At 56.5% G+C, this 20,294-nt stretch carries 21 protein-coding genes; 8 read left to right on the top strand and 13 right to left on the bottom strand.

The genetic code is table 11. The features are described from left to right. Positions 1 to 2 precede the first annotated feature (2 nt). Positions 3 to 1,961, bottom strand: coding sequence for an acetate--CoA ligase (acs, locus tag DHN10_RS03520; RefSeq protein WP_108813838.1), 1,959 nt, complete (start codon positions 1,959 to 1,961; stop codon positions 3 to 5). A 175-nt stretch (positions 1,962 to 2,136) separates the two neighbouring features. On the opposite strand from acs, the gene DHN10_RS03515 reads away from it, so the two are divergent. Beyond that, positions 2,137 to 2,646, top strand: coding sequence for a YdcF family protein (locus DHN10_RS03515; protein ID WP_234416970.1), 510 nt, complete (start codon positions 2,137 to 2,139; stop codon positions 2,644 to 2,646). On the opposite strand, the gene DHN10_RS03510 is transcribed toward DHN10_RS03515, so the two are convergent. From DHN10_RS03510 to DHN10_RS03485, 6 genes are all read right to left on the bottom strand, one after another. Further along, positions 2,636 to 3,034, bottom strand: a complete 399-nt coding sequence (locus DHN10_RS03510) for a DUF3995 domain-containing protein (RefSeq protein ID WP_108813837.1) — start codon at positions 3,032 to 3,034, stop codon at positions 2,636 to 2,638. The two genes, DHN10_RS03515 and DHN10_RS03510, sit on opposite strands and share 11 nt — an antisense overlap. Before the next feature lie 111 nt (positions 3,035 to 3,145). Further along, positions 3,146 to 3,370, bottom strand: a complete 225-nt coding sequence (locus tag DHN10_RS03505) for a DUF1127 domain-containing protein (protein WP_108813924.1) — start codon at positions 3,368 to 3,370, stop codon at positions 3,146 to 3,148. Positions 3,371 to 3,538: 168 nt separating this feature from the next. Next, the gene (locus DHN10_RS03500) at positions 3,539 to 5,827 is read right to left on the bottom strand and encodes a glycosyl hydrolase family 28-related protein (RefSeq protein WP_108813836.1); all 2,289 of its coding nucleotides are present in this window, start codon (positions 5,825 to 5,827) and stop codon (positions 3,539 to 3,541) included. A 198-nt stretch (positions 5,828 to 6,025) separates the two neighbouring features. Further along, a complete protein-coding gene (locus DHN10_RS03495) occupies positions 6,026 to 6,427 on the bottom strand; it encodes a DUF4864 domain-containing protein (protein ID WP_108813835.1) in 402 nt (133 codons plus the stop codon). Positions 6,428 to 6,487: 60 nt separating this feature from the next. After that, positions 6,488 to 6,826 carry a hypothetical protein gene (locus tag DHN10_RS03490; RefSeq protein ID WP_108813834.1) on the bottom strand — a complete coding sequence of 113 codons (339 nt, stop codon included), beginning with the start codon at positions 6,824 to 6,826 and terminating at the stop codon, positions 6,488 to 6,490. Between the two features lie 23 nt (positions 6,827 to 6,849). Continuing rightward, complete coding sequence (locus DHN10_RS03485; RefSeq protein ID WP_108813833.1) at positions 6,850 to 8,418, bottom strand: lysine--tRNA ligase; 1,569 nt, start codon at positions 8,416 to 8,418, stop codon at positions 6,850 to 6,852. Between the two features lie 110 nt (positions 8,419 to 8,528). On the opposite strand from DHN10_RS03485, the gene DHN10_RS03480 reads away from it, so the two are divergent. Next, complete coding sequence (locus DHN10_RS03480) at positions 8,529 to 8,951, top strand: tellurite resistance TerB family protein (RefSeq protein ID WP_108813832.1); 423 nt, start codon at positions 8,529 to 8,531, stop codon at positions 8,949 to 8,951. Here the strand turns inward: DHN10_RS03480 and dacB are convergent. From dacB to DHN10_RS03460, 4 genes are all read right to left on the bottom strand, one after another. Next, on the bottom strand, positions 8,943 to 10,406 hold the full coding sequence (gene dacB / locus DHN10_RS03475; protein ID WP_234416968.1) for a D-alanyl-D-alanine carboxypeptidase/D-alanyl-D-alanine endopeptidase: 1,464 nt from the start codon (positions 10,404 to 10,406) through the stop codon (positions 8,943 to 8,945). The genes DHN10_RS03480 and dacB overlap by 9 nt on opposite strands. Continuing rightward, positions 10,406 to 10,999, bottom strand: a complete 594-nt coding sequence (locus DHN10_RS03470) for a nicotinate-nucleotide adenylyltransferase (RefSeq protein ID WP_108813830.1) — start codon at positions 10,997 to 10,999, stop codon at positions 10,406 to 10,408. The genes dacB and DHN10_RS03470 overlap by 1 nt, the downstream gene beginning before the upstream one ends. 196 nt (positions 11,000 to 11,195) lie before the next feature. Further along, positions 11,196 to 12,251 (bottom strand): L-glyceraldehyde 3-phosphate reductase, encoded by a 1,056-nt coding sequence (mgrA, locus tag DHN10_RS03465; protein WP_108813829.1) that lies wholly within the window; start codon positions 12,249 to 12,251, stop codon positions 11,196 to 11,198. An 83-nt stretch (positions 12,252 to 12,334) separates the two neighbouring features. Further along, entirely contained in the window at positions 12,335 to 12,928 is a 594-nt protein-coding gene (locus tag DHN10_RS03460; protein ID WP_108813828.1) for a hypothetical protein, read from the bottom strand. Positions 12,929 to 12,988: 60 nt separating this feature from the next. Between DHN10_RS03460 and DHN10_RS03455 the strand changes: the two genes are divergently transcribed. From DHN10_RS03455 to DHN10_RS03445, 3 genes are read left to right on the top strand one after another with little or no spacing between them, the layout of a single operon-like run. Continuing rightward, positions 12,989 to 13,921: an aldo/keto reductase gene (locus DHN10_RS03455; RefSeq protein ID WP_108813827.1), complete on the top strand. Its 933-nt coding sequence runs from the start codon at positions 12,989 to 12,991 to the stop codon at positions 13,919 to 13,921. Continuing rightward, on the top strand, positions 13,918 to 14,988 hold the full coding sequence (locus tag DHN10_RS03450; protein WP_108813826.1) for an NAD(P)/FAD-dependent oxidoreductase: 1,071 nt from the start codon (positions 13,918 to 13,920) through the stop codon (positions 14,986 to 14,988). Before DHN10_RS03455 ends, DHN10_RS03450 begins: the two co-directional genes overlap by 4 nt. After that, positions 14,985 to 15,695 (top strand): GNAT family N-acetyltransferase, encoded by a 711-nt coding sequence (locus DHN10_RS03445; protein WP_108813825.1) that lies wholly within the window; start codon positions 14,985 to 14,987, stop codon positions 15,693 to 15,695. Before DHN10_RS03450 ends, DHN10_RS03445 begins: the two co-directional genes overlap by 4 nt. 91 nt (positions 15,696 to 15,786) lie before the next feature. On the opposite strand, the gene DHN10_RS03440 is transcribed toward DHN10_RS03445, so the two are convergent. Continuing rightward, a complete protein-coding gene (locus tag DHN10_RS03440; RefSeq protein WP_108813923.1) occupies positions 15,787 to 16,077 on the bottom strand; it encodes a DUF6958 family protein in 291 nt (96 codons plus the stop codon). A gap of 157 nt (positions 16,078 to 16,234) precedes the next feature. Here DHN10_RS03440 and DHN10_RS03435 point away from each other — a divergent pair, with 157 nt between their 5' ends. From DHN10_RS03435 to DHN10_RS03430, 3 genes are read left to right on the top strand one after another with little or no spacing between them, the layout of a single operon-like run. Further along, positions 16,235 to 17,197, top strand: a complete 963-nt coding sequence (locus DHN10_RS03435; protein ID WP_108813824.1) for a hypothetical protein — start codon at positions 16,235 to 16,237, stop codon at positions 17,195 to 17,197. Positions 17,198 to 17,213: 16 nt separating this feature from the next. Continuing rightward, positions 17,214 to 17,339, top strand: a complete 126-nt coding sequence (locus DHN10_RS20085) for a hypothetical protein (RefSeq protein WP_267895702.1) — start codon at positions 17,214 to 17,216, stop codon at positions 17,337 to 17,339. Then, positions 17,340 to 17,720, top strand: a complete 381-nt coding sequence (locus tag DHN10_RS03430; RefSeq protein WP_108813823.1) for a hypothetical protein — start codon at positions 17,340 to 17,342, stop codon at positions 17,718 to 17,720. Here the strand turns inward: DHN10_RS03430 and DHN10_RS03425 are convergent. Further along, entirely contained in the window at positions 17,717 to 20,212 is a 2,496-nt protein-coding gene (locus DHN10_RS03425; protein WP_108813822.1) for a GcvT family protein, read from the bottom strand. The genes DHN10_RS03430 and DHN10_RS03425 overlap by 4 nt on opposite strands. Positions 20,213 to 20,294: the final 82 nt, after the last annotated feature.

Genomic DNA, 20,294 nt, shown 5'->3' with positions numbered 1-20,294 from the left:
TCTTAGCCTTTGTTCATCCGGTTCTCGATCAGATCATCCACAACGGATGGATCGGCCAACGTAGACGTATCGCCCAGCGCACCGAAATCATCCTCTGCAATTTTGCGCAGGATGCGGCGCATGATCTTGCCGGAACGTGTCTTGGGTAGGCCCGGCGCCCATTGGATCAGATCAGGTTTGGCAATCGGGCCAATCTCGGATCGGACCCAAACCTCAAGCTCTTTGCGCAGCTCTTCTGATGGCTCCTGCCCGCCCATCAAGGTCACATAGGCGTAGATACCCTGCCCTTTGATGTCATGCGGATAGCCAACCACCGCAGCCTCGGCCACTTTGGCGTGGGCGACCAAGGCGCTTTCCACCTCTGCCGTGCCCATGCGGTGGCCGGATACGTTGATCACATCGTCCACGCGACCGGTGATCCAGTAGTAACCGTCCTCATCGCGCTTACAGCCGTCACCTGTGAAATAGTAGTTCTTGTAGTCGGCGAAATAGGTTTTCTCGAACCGTTCATGATCGCCCCAGACGGTGCGCATTTGGGCAGGCCAACTGTCTTTGATGCAAAGCACACCTTCGGCGGCAGTGTCGTGAATTTCTTCGCCTGTCGTCGGCTCCAAGATCACCGGCTTGATGCCGAAGAACGGCAACGTAGCAGAACCCGGTTTTGTGGCAGTAGCGCCAGGCAGTGGTGTTAGCAGGTGACCCCCGGTTTCGGTCTGCCACCATGTGTCGACAATCGGTGCTTTGCCCTTGCCAACGACGTCATTGTACCAGTTCCAGGCCTCTGGATTGATCGGTTCACCTACAGTGCCCAGCACTTTGATATCCGACAGGTCGTATTTCTCGACAAAGGAATCCCCCTGCCCCATGAGTGCACGAATGGCGGTGGGGGCAGTGTAGAACTGGTTCACTTTATGCTTTTCACAGACATGCCAGAACCGGCCCGCGTCAGGGTAGGTTGGCACCCCTTCAAACATCAGCGTCGTCGCACCGTTGGCCAGCGGGCCATAGACAATATAGCTGTGGCCGGTGACCCAGCCCACATCGGCCGTACACCAGAAGATATCGCCGTCATGATAGTCGAACGTATATTGATGGGTCATCGACGCATAAACGAGGTAGCCGCCGGTGGTATGCACCACCCCCTTGGGCATCCCGGTAGAGCCGGATGTGTAAAGAATGAACAACGGGTCTTCGGCAGCCATTTCCTCTGGTGGGCAATCGGCGCTTACAGTTTCGGCCATCTCGTGCAGCCAATAGTCACCTTCTGGTCGCCACGCGATCTGCTGACCAGTACGTTTCACGCAGAGGCATTTGCAGTCATGCATCACGTTGATCAGGGCCTGATTGACGCTGTCCTTGAGGTTGGTGACACGGCCACCACGCGGCGCACCATCGGCTGTGATCACCACTTTGGCCTGTGATCCACTGATACGTGCGGCCAAAGCGTCAGCCGAGAAACCCGCAAAGACAATGGAATGGATTGCGCCAATACGCGTGCAGGCAAGCATCGCATAGGCGGCTTCGGGGATCATTGGCATGTAAAGGACGACGCGGTCGCCTTTGCCCACACCCATTTCCTTGAGGACATTGGCCATGCGCGAGGTTTTCTCGTGCAGTTCTTTGTAGGTGATGTGCAGGGCTTCATCATCGGGGCTGTCGGGTTCCCAAATGATCGCCGTCTGATCACCGCGTGTTGCCAGATGACGGTCGATGCAATTGGCGCTGACATTCAGCGTGCCGTCTTCGAACCATTTGATATCAACATTGCCGGGGGCAAAGCTGGTGTTCTTAACCTGCGAGAAAGGCTTAATCCAATCGACCCGCTTGCCATGCTCGGCCCAGAACGCTTCAGGATCGTTGATCGATGCCTGATACATCGCGTCATATGTCGCCTTATCAGCATGTGCGCCTTTGGCCATATCGGCAGATGGTGTGTAGGTTCCGGCTGGAAAATCGGTCATGGCTTGTCCCCCATTGAATTGTCTTGATGGCGCGGATCATTGTCCGCAGCCGCTTTTGTCGTGCATCATGATGAAAATGCAGATGAATCCAAGATGCCTAACATCCGATTATCTGCATTTGTCAATTTCCACTATTCTGCCAAATCGGTGTTGTCAAAAAATTTTCGCCTCATATATGGCGCTTCGTAATCGCTCGGGCATCGGATATCCACACCGTATGCAATCTATCCTGATCCTTGGTGCCGCTGTCTGGCCAAACGGCCCATCGCCCACGTTGCGGCGGCGCGCAGCCCATGCCGCCCGACTGTGGCACGCAAACCCAGAGGCCGAAATCATTGCTTGCGGTGGTCTGGGTCAGCATCCGCCCTCCGAGGCGGACGCCATGCACGACCTGCTGATCGCCGGTGGTGTAGCTGAATCTGCGATTGAGCGCGAAGATCAGTCATCCAATACGCTTGAAAACATCAAATTCGGCGCGCAATTGGCCAAAGGTGACGAGATCATCATCGTCACTGACACATATCATGCACGCCGGGCGCTGATGGTTGCCCGCCATTTTGGCCTAAACGCAACGGCAGACTGCCCCGATCCAACGGGCCGGCACATCAAGCACCGCCTGCGCGAGGTCATCGCGGTCTTGGGCTATTGGGTGAAACTTCGCGCTATGCCACAGGTCAAGCGCTGAGCAAGATCACAAGCAACCCAATAGCAATCACCACACACAGCGGTGCGTAGTAGCGTTGATCATATGTGTTGAAAGGTTCCTCGGGCGTCATCGCGCGCCACATCTTGGTGTAGGCGATGGCGCCACGCGCCAGAAACACAACAAGGGCGAACCACATTACGAACCGCGCAATTGCCATATGCGGCATCCAAATCGCGGCGACTACCACCAGCACGGCGACCACGACCAGCAGGCAGGGGATTGTGCCGGGCATGCGGGTCACGCCCTTTGCGCCAACAACTGTGCGCGCCAGCTGCTCTTCATCTCTGATCGGGATCCAGATCGACAGACCCCATGCAAAATGCAGGAGCGCGACAACCATCAGGATCAATGTCAGTAGAATCGTCATGCACCAAGGATACGCGATTATGCGCCGGAGCGCTGCACGAATGGTTCAGCGCCCAGCAATCCAAAATCAAACGGCTCACCTCTGTCAGAGGTGAGCCGCTAGTCTCTGTTCTTAGGCGTCGTGGCGAAAGACCATGCTGATTGCATCAGCGCGGGTCAAACCCTTGGCGCGCAGATCGTCTTCTGGAATCGCGCTCACAGCAGCCAGTGCCTGCGCGCGCGAGTTGCTCTCGGTCATACCTTCCAGCAAGCGCGCCATGGCGCGAAAGGGCATCAGGACCAGTTCCTGCAGCATTTCGCGGTTGGAGATCAAAGTGTTGTCGGGACGAAGTGTCATCATGTGCCTCGTAAGTTGAATTGTCAGTCCTCCCAACACTTCAACTAGGCCTGATCACCTCGCCTAACAACGGCCCATTCTGCATGCCGAACATGCGCAATTTGCATTGCTGCCCCTACGTCAAGAAGGGCACCTAAGGGTGCCCTTCTTGATCGCTTCTCAATCTGCCTATGTGACCTGATCCATCCGCACCGCATAGCGCACTTCGCCTTTGACGGGCTGGCTCCAGTTGAGATGCACGAACCGATTGCCCACCCCCTGTTCGCCCTGTGACCAAGGTAAATCATGGATACGTGTTGATGCAGCATTGGTGATCGCACCTTGAGGCAACACAGTTTCCACGCTGCGGGCGCGGCCACCAAAGGGCAATGTCGTGCCCGTATCCATGACCCAGGTTGTTGCCTCAGTCTGCTGGTCATGGCTTAGTTGGGTGGGGTTTCGCGCTGGTTCGTTCACATTGTGAAAGGTATTGCCGAAGAAGTCGAAGTCGCGCGTGCGGCCAAAGTCGAGATCGGCAAATGTCGTATCAACGCTTTCGACACGGTCAATACGTCCATTGAGCGACCGGAAAACGTTCCCCACCACCGAAAATCCATTGATGAAATGCCCTGCACCATAGGGTTTGATCACAATGAAGTTGAACCAATCGGCAACATCATTGGTTGTGAACATGTTCCCGGTGATGCTCAGCCCACCAAATGAAAACTGCGCGCCAAGTGCAGGTGATGAGTTATGCTCATTGGTCCACTCAATGAAATTGTTGTCGCAGTAATTACCGGTAAAGATGCTTTTGGGGTTCGGTAGTGTCAGCACGATACCCCCCATGCGCACACCATTCACCTCATTATCGCCGTGGAACCAGTGGTTGCCAGTTATCAAGCTGCCCGACCCCGCAAGTACGCAGAAGTGCTTGAACTTGCTGACCCGGTTGTCGCGGATTTTGACGTCGTTGGCGTTGGCATTGAAGCCGATGCTGACACGAGAAGCGACAGGTACGGCCTGCTCGTCCGAAATCAGTTGGCAGCGGTCGATCATCATACCCTGACAACCACGTCCGGGTGAAGTGATGCCACGGTCCCTAGGCTTGTTCACAAAACAATCGCGCACATGAAAGGTGAAACCGTCCGGCGCCATCATGATGCCGCTGGCAACTCCGCGCCCCTGAAATTCGATGTCATCAAGGATGAACTGGCTCAGCTTCTGATAGCCCGAGAAATCCAGCATGTATTGGAAGCGGGTGAAGGTAAAAACCTGACTGCCTTCGGCATCAAAGAGCGGACTGCTCAATTCCAACGTCTCAGCACCGATATTCACCGACGTGACATAAATCTCGCGCCCGACGCCGTTGCCTTCAACCAGCGATCCAACTGGGATGTTGGCGATATTGGCCACATTTGTCAGCTCATTGTCGTTGGAGGCCGAATAAGTTGCCTGAGAGGTCACCTGCACCGGATCCCACGCCGCGCTGTCATTGGGCTGAAACTGGCCATTGCGGATGACGCGGCGGGTCTCAAACCGGATGCGGGATGGATCAGTGGCCTGCATATCGACAGGTTCCGTCAACAAGACACGCCGACCACTCAGATCAAGCGAGTCGTGATCGGCAAAGTTGATCAGCGCCTGATAGGCCTTTTTGAAGGCCAGCTCTTCGTCCTGAAACGCGGCCAAATAGGTGTCATAATTGAAATCGCGCTGCATGATGAAACGGTGATCCGGCGCCTGCACGATCCGGCCTTCAAAGCGCACGACATTGTCCATCGTGACATTGCTTTGGAGCAGATAGTCACCCGCGGGCACCATCACGGTTCGGCCATTGGCGGCGGCATCAGCGGCATTGAAGGCCGCACTGTCATCGGTGACCCCGTCACCCTTTGCGCCATAATCCCGCACATCAACAAGGCCCACCAAATCGCGGGTAAAGACCGAAGAGACATCATCAATCGTGACGTCGTCCAGACGCACCAGACCACCCGTCGGACCAGTCAGATTGATACCCAGATGGCCATAGTTTGCACCGGTCCAGACCATATCCACACCGGACCGGTCCGCTGTTGCAATGATCGCCTTGACCTCAACAACTTCGCCATAGGTGGTCAGTTGCACCGACGGGCCAACTTCGGGCACGCCGGTCAATTCGATCCCACCAGCCCGACCGGCCCAACCGCTGATGCTGACCGCTGGCATCGGCCCCGATATCGCCTTGATCCGGGCAGTAACCTGAAGGTAACAGCCCGGTTCAATCGGCGTCTCGCCCATATAGCGCACGCGCGTTGTGGCGTCGGTCTTGAGTACCTCAAGGCATCCTGAAAAGTCCTGATCAGCCGCAACAAACACGCCCGATCCGCTGATCGCATAGCTGTTCGACCCCGGCGTGCCATCGCCCGACGACCACAGCGCAAGCCCGGCAGAAAACGGCAATGGGTTAAAAACGATCCCGTCGGTGATGGCTTTGTTCATGGCAAATGGCCCCTTTTGATGACTACGAAAAGCCCGTTGCAAATGCCGGGCGACGCATCAAAGGGGTAAGCGCAGAAGATGAAGCAGGGCTGAGACCACCATCACGTAGGGGCGCGCAACACCGCTGTCGGGCTTGCGTGTTTCATTCCGCCGACGGGCGCAATTGTGGGAACAGGGATGGGTTAGTTGTTGCGCGCGTTAAGCGCCGACGTCCGGTGCGGGCAGCAGTTGCACGCCGTTAATCTGCCAACCGTCTGCGGTCTCGATCATCTGATAATCCAGAACATGCAGACCGCCCTGTGCATCACGCACCATCACCTTTTGCCACAAGTTGCCGCGCACATCGCGCAATTCCAGAAACCGCACCTCAGCATTGTCCCAGACCATCGGATAGCCTTGCTGGACCATCATGCCAAAGTTGCCCGGGTTGCCAAACAAGCGTTTGATGTTCGGGCTGGCATATTGCCAAGCCTCATTGATGTCGCGGTCGTTGAAGGCGTTCAACTGGTTCGCGATAACGCCCTCAATCGCATCTGAATCCTGTGCAAATACAGATGTCGCCGCCAGCCAAAGCCCTAAAACCAGTGATAAAATACGCATTCCAAACGCCTTTCTGTCCCAATCTATATGAATAGATACGGACGCGGCGGCAGATTAGTTTCATTTTTTGGTTGGCTTGGGTTTCAATCCGTTTGCAAATTCGACTGATTTTGCGAACCACCCCGCCAGTGTTTCCTCGACCACCAATAGGGCGTCTGGCACCGCGACATAGCCGTTCATCACACTATTGTAGCGGATGACCGGGTCGTTTGAGTACGCATCGCCATAGGTCGCGATGTCGTCTTTGGAAAGCCTGATACACAGTTCTCCATCTGGTCCAACAAAGCTGAACATATTGCCATTCACGGCTGTATAGGCGTTAGCCTTGCCCTTGCGGGTCAGGCCATCGTGCTGTGCAATCAGGCGGTCGTAGATGGCAATTACGGCGTCACGGTCCATACCGTAACCTAGCGCAAACTGCGTTACTCTGCCAAGCGGCCTTCGATCAGCGCTATCGTCTCATCCACACCATAAAGTGCTATGAACCCACCAAAGCGTGGGCCTTGTGATGCGCCCAAAAGCACCTCGTAAAGAGCAGTAAACCAAGCGCGCAAGGGTTCGAACCCATGCTCTTTGCCAACGGCAAATACCATGGTTTGCAGCTCTTCCGCGTCCAATCCACCGTCCCAAGTTTTGAGCCGCCCTACCAAATCAGTCAGCGCCGCGCGCTCTTGATTGTTGGGCGCGCGATACACCTTCGTCGGCTTCACAAAGTCATTGTAATACCGCACTGCAAAACCTGCCGCCTGATCCATCTGCGGGTTCTTTTCGGCTGATGCGTCGGGCGCATAGCGCTGGATAAAGCCCCACAGCGTGTCCTTGTCCTCGGCCCCAGAGACAGAGGCAAGGTTCAAGAGCATCGCAAACGGCACGACCATATCGGAGGCCGGCACATTGTGTCCGTGGATGTGAAACACCGGGTTATTCGCCCGCCCGGCATCGTCTTGGGTCGCATAGGCACGCAACTGCTGGTGATACTCGTCCACCGCCTTTGGGATCACATCGAAATGCATCCGCTTGGCCGTCTTTGGCTTGAGATACATGAAATAACTCAGGCTCTCGGTCGAAGCATAGGTCAGCCATTCATCGATAGAGATACCATTGCCCGAGGACTTCGAAATCTTCTGGCCGTTCTCATCCAGAAACAGCTCATAAGAGAAGTGGTTCGGCTTCTTCCCACCCAAAATCTCGCAAATTCGATCATAGATCGCGGTGTTGGTCGCATGTTCCTTGCCGTACATCTCAAAATCAACATCGAGGGCGGCCCAGCGTGCGCCAAAATCCGGCTTCCATTGCAACTTCACATTGCCGCCGGTGACAGGCAGCGTCCATTCGCGGCCATCGGGATCGTCAAAGGTGATCTCACCCTTCGCACCATCGACGTTCTTCATTGGCACATAAAGAACGCGACCGGTCTCTGGATGGATCGGCAAGAAGATCGAATACGTCCCTTGCCGCTCTTCGCGCAAAGACTTTAGCATCACCGCCATGATATCATCATAACGGGCGGCAGCACGCAGCAAAATTTCATCAAACTGGCCAGTCTGATAGAATTCGCGCGCCGAATAGAATTCGTATTCAAATCCAAACGTATCCAAGAACCGACGCAACATCGCGTTGTTATAGTGGCCAAAGCTCTCGTGGGTGCCAAAGGGGTCCGGCACAGTGGTCAGCGGCTTGTGCATATGTTCCGCCAGCATCTCTTGTTGCGGCACGTTGCCCGGCACCTTGCGCATGCCGTCCAGATCGTCAGAAAAACAGATCAGTTTGGTGGGGATATCGGAAATCACCTGAAACGCGCGGCGGATCATTGTGGTGCGTAACACCTCACCAAACGTGCCGATATGCGGCAAACCAGACGGGCCATAGCCTGTTTCAAACAAGACGTATCCCTTTTCAGGGGTCTTGTTCTCATACCGTTTGAGCAATGCGCGGGCCTCAACAAAGGGCCAGGCCTTTGACGTCATCGCCGCTTCACGCAAATTGCTCATCTGTTGTCTCGCATCGTTTTAGGGGGTCATTATGATCCCACAACGCGCACTCCCTATTGCGAGACGGGGGTCGGGTCAATAAATGGGTAAGGTAAGCAAAGGAATTGATCATGCTCGAAGACGCCCCAATGACCGCACAGGATGCGCTTGCCGCGCTGATGATCGCCGTGTCGGCCTCTGACGAGGAAATCCGCACCGCAGAGCTGGTGAAAATGAGCAATTCAATCAATAACTTGCCTGTGTTTGCCGGCTATGATGCAGAACGCCTGCCGCGCATGTCCAAGATGGTTTTTGACCTGCTGGAACAGGAAGACGGTCTAGAAGCGCTCTTTGGTTTGATCCGTGATGCCTTGCCGGAACGCCTATTTGAGACGGCCTATGCATTGTCTTGCGATGTTGCGGCGGCTGACGGGCGCATTGCGGGGCAAGAAGTGCGCATGCTGGAAGAGATTCGCGACGAGTTGAACCTTGATCGTCTGCACGCCGCCGCCATTGAACGCGGGTCGCGCGCACGGCATCTGACGCTAGACTAAACGTACCGCCAAGTGTTTGAGGATATCCTGCTGCAATGTCCGCGCACGCCGGTTCCATGACCGCGCGCCCGGTGGCCGTTCATCGCCTTGCAGCTTGCCCCGCTCGCGCGCTTCCAGATCGGATGCAAAGATCGCAAAAGCAAGGTTGCGGCCCTGCTGCGTCTTCACATAACCCGCCAGCGCCGAGACAAAGTTCAGCGTGCCCGTCTTAGCCCGCACCTCTGCACCGCCTGCGATGACCTTGTCATCTTCCCCCACCAGCGGGACGACCCGCATAATCGGGCGCAGCGTGTCTTCAACGTCAGGCGCCAGTAGAAACTGAACCATATCCGCGGCCGTTATCCGCGACAGATCGCCAAGCCCGGAATGATCCACCAGATAAGGGGCAATCCCGCCAGCACGGTCATCAGCCCAGCGCGCCATCCCATAAGCAGAAGTGCGCAGCCCGCGTTGCTGACCAGTGCGCACTGATGTGGCCATCAGACCGGCTGCTTCGGCGGTGATGTTTGTCGAGTAGCGCAACATTGAACGCATCAATTCGGGCAACGGCGGACTCTCGATCTCTGCCAAGGGCGTTCCGCTCGGTTCTTCCGCTGTCTCTTGCGGGGTTTTCAAGACAATCCCGTGGCTCCGCGCGAAGGTTGCAAAGACCTGTCCTGCATAAAGCGCCGGATTGCGTACCGGCAACCAACGCGATCCTTCGTCATTCAGGGCTGCCTTTGCCACTGTCCACTGATCGACATTTCCAGCGGTCCGGTAGGTGAACACCGGGTTCGCGCGGTCAACGATACGGATCCGCGACGAGGTCACGACGGGCCGGTAGTTCTCACTCCGGGCATCCATTGCCGTCTCAAAGGCATCCTCAATCCGCTTCCATTCGAAATGGACACGGTTAAAGTTCAAGTTCAGCCCGGTGATCGTTGGGTTGTAGCCAAGATAGTCGAGTTGCTGGCTGTCGATCTCATCAAGGTTGACCAATGCACTGTCCCAAACCTCAAAGTCACCCTTGACCGCACGCAGCCCCATGTCCTTCAAACGCTGCGCGAGTTGGGCAAGATCATCGGTGACGAGATTTGGATCGCCACCACCCGCCAAGATCAAATTACCATCTAAAATTCCATTTTGAATGATCCCAGAAGCAAACAGACGTGTTTTAAAACGATACTCACTCCCAAGCGCTTCCAAAGCGTAAGGTGCGGTGATCGTCTTGGTCACACTGGCAGGCGGCTGGGGAGTATCTGCTGAAATCGCCTCGATCACTTCGCCTGATGCGGTGTCGACCACAACAACGCCAACCTCGCCCGCAAGGTCTGCATTCGCCACCATCAGGGCAACGGCATCCTTGTTCGGGACACGGGCAATGGGGCGGATTGAGGTCAGCGGGGCGTCCGCCCAAGCGCGTGTCGCGACAGCAGACACCGCACCAGCCAACAACGCACGCCGCGAGACCCGCATCACCATTCCCCCCGCGCGCGAATGGCTGTTGAAGACTGATCCGACATCGGCAGATTCACAAAAGCCCAAGCCGGGGCAGGCATCCGGCCCAGAACATGGGCGGCCCGCCCCGGAATCCGGGCTTGGGCATAGACTTTCGCAGTCTTGGACATACGCGCCGAGATACGATCACCGGGGCGGGCAACCACGCCAATTGGCACGTTTTCGATAATCCAACGCCAGTCCTGCCAGCGATGAAACTGCGCCAGATTGTCAGCCCCCATCAACCACACGAACCGCACGCCGGGATAGCGGCGGTGCAAGGCCACAAGGGTTTGCGCGGTATAGCGCGTACCCAGATGTGCCTCGATATCGGTAATTGTGACACGCGGGTGCTGCATGATGGCCTGAGCGGCCTGCATCCGCTCGGCCAAAGGCGCGGGGCCGTTTTGTTTGAGAGGATTGCCCGGCGACACCAGCCACCAAAGCCGATCCAGCCCAAACCGTTTGAGCGCTGCCTTGCTGATATGCACATGGCCCGCATGAGGTGGGTCAAATGACCCCCCCAAAAGCCCGATCACCTGTCCGGGCTTGGCAATGGGCAACGCAGTCATTTGCCCGACGCTTTGCCTGCGCGGCAAACAGCAGTATTCCAAAACTCAGGCGACATCGTTCCTCTTACACCCCTGCCATGTACTGGCCATCGCAACGCCAGCTCTGTCAATCAGCATAGCACTCTCGTGGTGCCAGCCAAACGTCAAGGTCGCAATGTCGCAATCCTCGCTCACGTCAGTAAAATCGGGTCGCGGATCATTTCTTGCGATCCGCGCCACCAGCTTGCTGCTCGGACGAGGCAGCCCAGAGGTTGATCTGCTCTTCATCGGCATATTCATCGATCAAGGCCCGTTCTTCGGCGCTGAAATCAAGATTGCCGATGGCACCTGCACAGTCTTCAACCTGGCTTGGCTTTGAGGCCCCGATCAGCGCTGTTGTGATCCCGCCGTCTCGCAAAACCCAGGCGATCGCCATTTGCGCAAGTGTCTGGCCGCGCGCCTCTGCAATCTCATTGAGCTTTCGAATATTGCCCAGCGCCTCTTCTGTCAGCATCGATGGGAACAGCGATTTGTCCTGCGCGGCCCGGCTATCATCAGGGATGCCGCCAAGGTATTTCTTAGTCAGCATGCCTTGAGCCAGCGGCGTAAACGCGATGGAGCCGACGCCCAATTCATTCAGCGTGTCTTTTAACCCGTCCCGTTCCACCCAGCGATTCAGCATATTATAGCTGGGCTGGTGGATCAGACACGGCGTACCCAGATCATTGAGGATTGCGACGGCTTCGCGCGTGCGTTCGGAGTTATAGGAGGAAATCCCCGCATAAAGCGCGCGCCCCGAGCGCACGATGTAGTCGAGCGCGCCCATGGTTTCCTCAAGCGGTGTGTCGGGGTCAAACCGATGCGAATAGAAGATGTCGACATAGTCGAGGCCCATCCGCTTGAGCGATTGATCACAAGAGGCAACCATGTATTTGCGGCTACCCCATTCACCGTAAGGGCCGGGCCACATGTCATAGCCCGCCTTGGAACTGATAATCAGCTCGTCACGATACCCTTTGAAATCCTCGGCCAGAATAGAGCCAAACGCATGCTCTGCCGACCCAGGTGGCGGGCCATAGTTATTGGCCAGATCAAAATGCGTGATCCCAAGATCAAACGCCGTCCGACACATGGCCTGCTTTGTTTCATGTGGCATGTCATGGCCAAAGTTATGCCAAAGCCCCAGTGACACTGCCGGCAGTTTTACCCCGGACGCACCACAGCGGCGATAGACCATACGGTCATAGCGATCTTCGGCAGGCACGTAGGTCATTGACATCTCCTATGACGATTACGGGCAAGCGACCATGCTGATGCACGCTTGTCAACGTCCTGCCGGGTGGCAGTGCATCACGCCTATGTGCGCTGCCGATAGCGGGTTGTGGTCAACTGGTCAGAGACCGCGCTTGTCTTACTGTCGATAAAGCCAAGACCGCGCATATGGCTGCGGATTGTGCTATCTCCGACAACGGCAGCCTTGCCCTTTTGGTGGACCACCCAGATGTGCTTGTCAGGGTGCGCCAGCGCAAGATCAGAGGCCTGTTGCAGATCATCGGCTCGCAGCAACACTGCAACCAAGAGCATCGCGTCTGCGGGATCACCAACCGTTGCATCAGATAAAGCCTCAGCCAGAGGCGCATCATCAAACGTCCCCTGAACAAATGCCGGCGTCTGGGCCGAAATCCTCAGCTTCTCGGCCAAGGTCGGCGGCTTCTTGAGGATGGCTTTTTGCCAACGCGCCGCCTCAACCGCGCCAAACTCCATCATCAGATCGCCACCTTGGGTGCGGACAAGAACGCCCGCGTCATCCAGATCAACGGCGCGGATTGCATCGCGCGGCAGGTCCAACCGCATCTGCCCACGCAGTTGCAGGAACCGGCTGTCCAGATGCACTTTGGCTTCGGCAATTTCACCTTGCCAATGGCAGACTGCAACAGCTTCACGACCCAATTCGATACCCCTCTTTCACAACGTCTTTTCATCATATCACAGGCGTGCCACAGTTTGAAAATGACAGAACTGATAACACGTAGCGGCCAGCCGATTTCACGACTGACTTTTGGGGCAATGCAGTTTGGCGGCACCGCCGAACCAACCGAAAGCGAAGCTATGTTCGCGGCCGCCTGCGCACATGGCATCAACCATTTCGACACTGCTGCAGCCTATACCAATGGGGCCTCTGAGACGATCCTGGGTCAACTGATCAAGGCAGCGCGGGATGACATCTATCTGGCAACGAAGGTTGGCTATATTGGCGGATCGGGGCGCCAGAATATCACCCAGATGTTTGACACTTCTCGCCGTCAGTTGAACGAAGATCAGGTTGATCTGCTCTATTTGCACCGCTTTGATGATGACACGCCGCTGGAAGAGACCTTTGCGACACTGGCAGAGCTGCAATCAAAGGGGCTGATCCGACATATCGGCGTGTCCAACTTTGCTGCATGGCAGGTGATGAAGGCACAAGCGGTCGCACACAGCCTTGGTACAAATATCGATGTCATCCAGCCGATGTATAGTCTGGTGAAACGACAAGCCGAGGTCGAAATTTTCCCGATGGCCCGCGATCAGGGCATTGCGATTGTCCCGTATTCACCGCTTGGTGGCGGGTTGCTGACTGGGAAGTACGCCAAGGGCGGCACGGGACGGCTGACCGAAGATAGCCGCTACAAGGCGCGCTATGATCAGCGATGGATGCATGATGCGGCCAATGGACTGGCTGCATTGGCCGCAGAACAAAACGTCGACCCGGCAACATTGGCAGTGGCCTGGGCCGCAGCCCATCCATGCCTGCCGCATCCGATTATCTCCGGACGCTCAGTCGCACAGCTTGAACCGTCATTCGCGGCAGCCGATCTGACGCTTACTTCTGCGCTTTACGCACACATCACACGCCTCAGCCAAAGCCCCGCACCAGCGACAGACAGATTGGAAGAAGCATGATTGATTTTCTTATCATCGGAGGTGGAATTGCAGGGATTTCAGCCGCTGCACGAATTTCTGCGCTGGGCTCTGTTACGGTGCTCGAACAGGAAGACGCGCTAGCTTATCATGCCTCCGGTCGATCAGCGGCCATGTTTGAGCAGAACTACGGCAAGCCTGCAACGGTAGAGCTAAACAAAGCCAGCCGTGATTTCCACCGCGAAGCAGATGTGCTTAGCCCGCGTGGCCTGATGCTTGTGGGCTCCAAGGAATTGGCCGAAATTTTCGCCCATGACGTTGACGACATGCATCTTGAGCAGATTACCCTGGCAGAAGCCCAGGCCATGATCCCCGTGCTAGATGATAAGGTCGTGGACCGTGTCGCATATGATGGATCAGCCTGGGACATTGATACGGACAAGCTGGTGCAGACCTTCGCACGCATCGCACGCAGCAACGGCGCCGCGATCACGGTGAAATCCGGGGTGAGAGCGATCACGCGCACACAGTCAGGTTGGGAGGTCGTCGCGGGCAATGAAACCTTTGAGGCTCGCAACATCATCAACGCTGCAGGCGCATGGGTTGACGAAATCGCAAAGATGGCAGGCATTGTGCCGCTTGGGTTCACGCCTCTGCGCCGCTCTATGGCACGTATCCCCGCGCCCGGCGGTCATGATCTGAGTAGCTGGCCCATGGCCTTCGGCGCAGGCGAAGACTGGTACTGCAAACCGGACGCAGGGGCGCTGATCGTGTCCCCAGCCGAAGAGGACCCCACCACCCCACATGACGCCTACACCGATGACATGGTGCTGGCCGAAGGATTGGCCCGTTATGAAGGGTTTGTGACCGAACCCGTGACACGATTGATCAGCTCTTGGGCGGGTCTGCGAACCTTTGCGCCTGACCGCAATCTTGTGCTGGGGCGTGATGGTGCCGACCCCAGCTTTGTCTGGTGTGCGGGCCAAGGCGGTTATGGCATGCAATCCGCGCCGGGGGCCAGCCGACTACTTGCAGATATCGTCGGTGGAGCGACACCAGAATTGCCCGCCCCTACCATCGCACAACTTTCACCACAAAGGTTCACATGAGCACACATCACAATGATCAGGGGCAACCCATCGGCGCGCCAGTGCCCAACTGGACCTGCTGTGCAACGATCCCCAAAACACCCATGCGCGGACGTACCTGTGACGTGGTGCCACTTGAACCCACCCATAGCGCAGCGCTGCATACCGCTTTCAGTGCGGATCAAACCGGCACGCTCTGGACCTATATGCCAACGGGACCGTTTTCGGACGCCTCAGCCTACGCCGCATGGGTCCAAGGGGCCTGTGAAAGCAAAGATCCGCTCTTTTTCACCGTGATCGACAAATCCAACGGCAATCCGGTCGGTGTCGCGAGTTTTCTGCGCATCCAGCCCGAAAACGGGGTCGCCGAGGTGGGTTTCATCACGTTCTCACCTGCCCTTCAACGCACGGTGATGGCCACAGAGGCGATGTATCTGATGATGGCGCGCGTCTTTGATGAACTGGGCTATCGGCGTTACGAATGGAAATGCGACGCGTTAAACGACCCATCACGGCGGGCAGCGGAACGGCTTGGGTTTTCCTACGACGGGTTGTTCAAACAAGCCTTGGTCTACAAAGGGCGCAACCGGGACACGGCGTGGTTCTCGATCCTCGACAAGGACTGGCCACGGATCAAGGCCGCATTTGAGAACTGGATCGCCCCAGAGAACTTTGATGACGCAGGGCAGCAGCGCCACCCGCTTGCTGTTGCATCGACCGACACATGAGCATCATGCATCACAGTAAGGAAACCGTGCCGGAGAGCATGAACCAGATCATGGCCGAATTGATGGCCGCAAGCGCAAGCGCTCCATCTAACTAGGTTTGGTAGAACCGCAATGGCTTGGTGTCCTCGCGGATCACCAGGCCTTTTGCCTCCAGATCAAGCTGGACGCATTTCTGCCACCAGCCTGAGGTGGCACCTTCGGGAAACAGATCATCGGACAGATGCGCCTTCGCAGCTTCCTTGGATTCTTTGGCTGTCATTCCCGGAGAGGTCTTGGGCAACGTCTTTAGCATTGCAGTTTTCATCGCATCATATTTCGCCCGGCCCACATTAGTGACCTGACCCGGCACATTCACATTTTCGACGGCGATTTTCTCTGACATCTCAGTGGTCTCCTGCGTGGTGCTTGACGCCACTTTGAACCAAACACACGTGTTTTCCTATAAGTAGGGAATTCCCGCATAGGCGGCAAAAACAGCCTGTGTCATGATTTCGCCATTAGAAACCACATATTTCATAATGCAGATTGAGAGGTGCGCCATGGGTCGGACCTGTGTCGAAATTCACGAATGGATTGAAGAACAAGTCGAACGCCCCATCGAAGAATGGGAAGATCGACAAGAAGAACGATGCCGCGAAGAGCGCTGCAAATGGTGGATGCTCTGCCTGAACAAACTGTTCTGCTGGCTTGTCTGGGTCACCGTCAAAGTCGTGCGCTGGGTCGTCGTCACCGTTGGCAAATGGGTCACACGCGTTGTCTGTACCGTGGTCAATGTCATTCTGGACGTCATCGGCTTTATTGTGGGATTGATCCTCTCTATTCCGATCATCGGCGGCATCATACGCACGGTGCTTAACTGGGTGCTTGAGATTATCTGGCGCATTGTCGGCATTTTTGACTTCATCCTCAGCCTTGCGGGCGTGCGCCCACGCAAGAAGATGTATTTCGGCGTGGTCATCCCGGTCATCAATGATGTCCCACTTGCCACGCAGGCCCAATTGCAGCCACTGGTGGACAGTGTGATCGAAATCTACGACCGCACCAGCAATATCGACGCTCGCTTCACCGGGTTTTGTGAATCGGGTATTTCACCGCCCGGCGGCAGTATCACCGTGGATTGCGGCGCTGGTGGCTTCTTTGCTGATTGGTGGGTGGACGGCAGCTGGTTCGAGTTTGTGACAAAGACCTGCAAGTTCACTTCCAACTGGCGCAATGTCATCGGTTACGGGGGCGAGATCGTCGGATTTGTTGTCAACGACATCCAACCGGGCACAACAAACGGCTGTTCGATGTCTGGCACCCACAATTACGTCACCATTGAAGGGCCCGCACTACGCCCGCCCGCGCTTTTGGCCCATGAAATCGGGCACGCCTGCCTGCTGGGCCATAATGAGGACACCGGCAACCTGATGAACTCAGCAACGCCGGGCATCGCGCAACCGCTACTGACAAACTGGCAATCCAGTGTCGTGCGGTCCTCGCGCCACGTGACCTATCTGTAACGTAGGGAGATCCGCCATGGAAAACGAAAAACACCAGGGGCATCGCTGCCATCATCCACACCCGTTGTTCGGGTTGGGCGTGGCAGGCGTTATCGTCCTAGTCGCCGCGATTATCTTCTTTGCTTTCTTCGGAGCCGGCTAGATGGCTCAGGTCGACCTCCACATCACACAGCCCCATCAGCTGTGGGAGGTTGTCAGGCAAACCAACCGGATCAGGCGGATCAAACTCGACCTACCGCACCTACCCGCCGAGCAGCGCGCGCTGACCGAACATCGTCTGGCACAACTGATCCGGCCTTGCGGCTGCACCGAAGGGGCGATTGCAATGCTGATCAGCATTCCCGTCGCCCTCACATTGTTTCATTGGGGTTGGCCACCGGACGCGGCGCTTGGCGTGCCTTTGTCATCAGCGCTTGCGGTGGTTGTCGGTGCCAGCCTGATTGGCAAAGCCATCGGTATTTTTCGCGGCAAACGGGCGCTGCATAGCTACGTGCAGCGCCTGTTCACCGAGATTCAGACTTAACCGTCAACCCTGATCGTTGCGTTTTTGGGATCGTAGGGGCTGTCCTCGACAATCTCGGCGTTCCAAAGCTGATCAAGCATTTTGACCTGTAGCTTGGTTCCCACCTCTGCCAGATCGGGCCTCACATAGCCCATCCCGATAGATTTCTCGAACGCGACAGAATAGCCCCCGGATGTCAGACGCCCAACCCGGCTGCCTTCCATGTCATAAAGCGCTTCACGCCCCCATGGATCAGCATCGTCAGGACCATCGATCAGCAAGGTCACGCATTTTGAACGGATGCCCTTTGCCTCCATTTCGGCCTTACCATTGAAGTCCTTGGACAGGTCCACAAAGCGCGGCAAATCCGCCTCCAATGGTGTCGCGTCACGGCCCAGCTCAGTGCCAAAGGCACGATAGGATTTTTCCTGCCGCAACCAGTTCTGCGCGCGGGCACCGACCAGTTTCATGCCATGCGGTTCACCCGCTTTTTCCAGCAGATCAAAGAGATAGTTCTGCATCTCAATTGGGTGATGCAATTCCCAGCCCAATTCGCCGGTATACGCCACCCGGATCGCATTCACCGGACACATGCCCAACTCGATCTGCTTGGCGGACAGCCACGGGAACCGCTTGTTAGTGAGTGCTGTTGCCGGGTCTGCATCCTTGATCACGGCATTCATCACATCACGTGACTTTGGCCCTGCAATGGCAAAGACTCCCCATTGGGTCGTGACATTCTGCACCTCAATGCGCCCAAACTCGGCCTCTTTATCTTCAACCGCCTTGCGCAGGAAATCGGCGTCATAGTCGGTCCAAGCACCGGCAGAGACAAGATAATACTCATCATCCTTCAACCGCACGATGGTATACTCCGTGCGGGTCGTACCGTGATCAGTTAGCGCATAAGTCAGGTTGATCCGGCCAACGCGGGGCAGCTTGTTGGTGGTGAACCATTCAAGGAAAGCAGTGGCACCTGGGCCTTTGACGATGTGCTTGGTAAAGGCGGTGGCGTCGATCAATCCGACCCCTTCGCGGATCGCTTTGGCCTCTTCCACTGCATATTCCCACCAACCGCCGCGTCGGAATGAACGGCTGTCGTGGTCGTTGAACCCTTCGGGTGCGAAATAGTTCGGACGCTCCCACCCGTTCACAAACCCAAACTGTGCGCCACGAGCGGCTTGCCGGTCATAGGCGGGTGACGTGCGCAGCGGACGGCAGGCCGGGCGTTCTTCGTCCGGATGGTGCAGGACATAGACGTGGTCGTAGCATTCTACGTTCTTGCGGGCTGCATACTCGGTCGTCATCCAGTCGCCGTAACGTTTGGGATCAAGCGAGGCCATGTCGATCTCGGCCTCGCCATCGACCATCATCTGGGCGAGGTAATAGCCTGTGCCACCCGCAGCGGTGATCCCAAAAGAAAACCCTTCGGCCAGCCACATATTGCGCAGGCCCGGCGCGGGCCCGACCAAGGGGTTGCCGTCAGGGGTGTAGCAAATCGGGCCGTTGAAATCATCCTTCAACCCGCTTTCCTCGCATGACGGCACGCGGTGGATCATCGCCATATACTGTTCTTCAATCCGCTCCAGATCGAGCGGAAAGAGGTCGGCGCGGAAACTGTCCGGCACACCGTGTTCAAACACGGCAGGCGCGCCTTTTTCATACACACCAAGTATCCAGCCGCCACGCTCCTCGCGGACATAGGATTGCGCGTCGGCGTCACGCACGACCGGGTGCTCGACATTTCCCTCGGCGCGGTAGGCTTCTAGCGCAGGGTCTTTGTCCATGACGATGAATTGGTGTTCGACCGGGATCGCTGGCATCTTGATGCCCAGTTTCTTGGCAGTGGTCTGGGCATGGTTGCCCGAAGCCGTCACAACATGTTCGGCAGTGATCACAACCTGCTCGTCCGACGGCACCAGATTGCCGCCTTTTTCGACCATCTTGGTGCAAGTGACCTCCCAAGCCTCACCGGTCCAGTGAAACGCATCCGCCTGCCATTTACGCTCGATCACGGCACCATGCTGGCGCGCACCTTTGGCCATCGCCTGAGTGACGTCGGCTGGGTTAATATAGCCGTCGGTGTGATGATAAATCGCGCCCTTGAGGTCCTCAGTATTGATCAATGGCCATTTCGCCTTGATCTCATCCGGGGTCATCCAAACGTATGGGACATCACAGGTTTCAGCAGTGGAGGCATAGAGCATATACTCATCCATCCGTTCCTGCGTTTGCGCCATGCGCAGGTTGCCAACGACGGCAAAACCGGCGTTCAGCCCGGTTTCTTCTTCCAGCGATTTGTAGAAATCGACCGAGTATTTGTGGATGTGGGTCGTCGCAAATGACATGTTAAAAAGCGGCAGCAAACCGGCAGCATGCCAGGTGGAACCAGACGTCAGTTCATCCCTTTCCAGCAACATGACATCATTCCAGCCGGCCTTGGCCAAATGATATGCAATCGACGTGCCAACTGCGCCGCCACCAACAACCAATGCTTTAACTTGCGTTTTCATGAGCGCGACTCCTCTTGGCACCTATCCGCCATAACTTGCGCGAAACGGTGACGCGGCGATAGAACCAGCCGACCGGTTGAGG

This window comes from Loktanella sp. Alg231-35, from assembly GCF_900143545.1.
Taxonomy (GTDB): Bacteria; Pseudomonadota; Alphaproteobacteria; order Rhodobacterales; family Rhodobacteraceae; genus Yoonia.
Note: the sequence above shows the minus strand (reverse complement) of the source record. Positions and strands in the feature narration are given on the sequence as shown.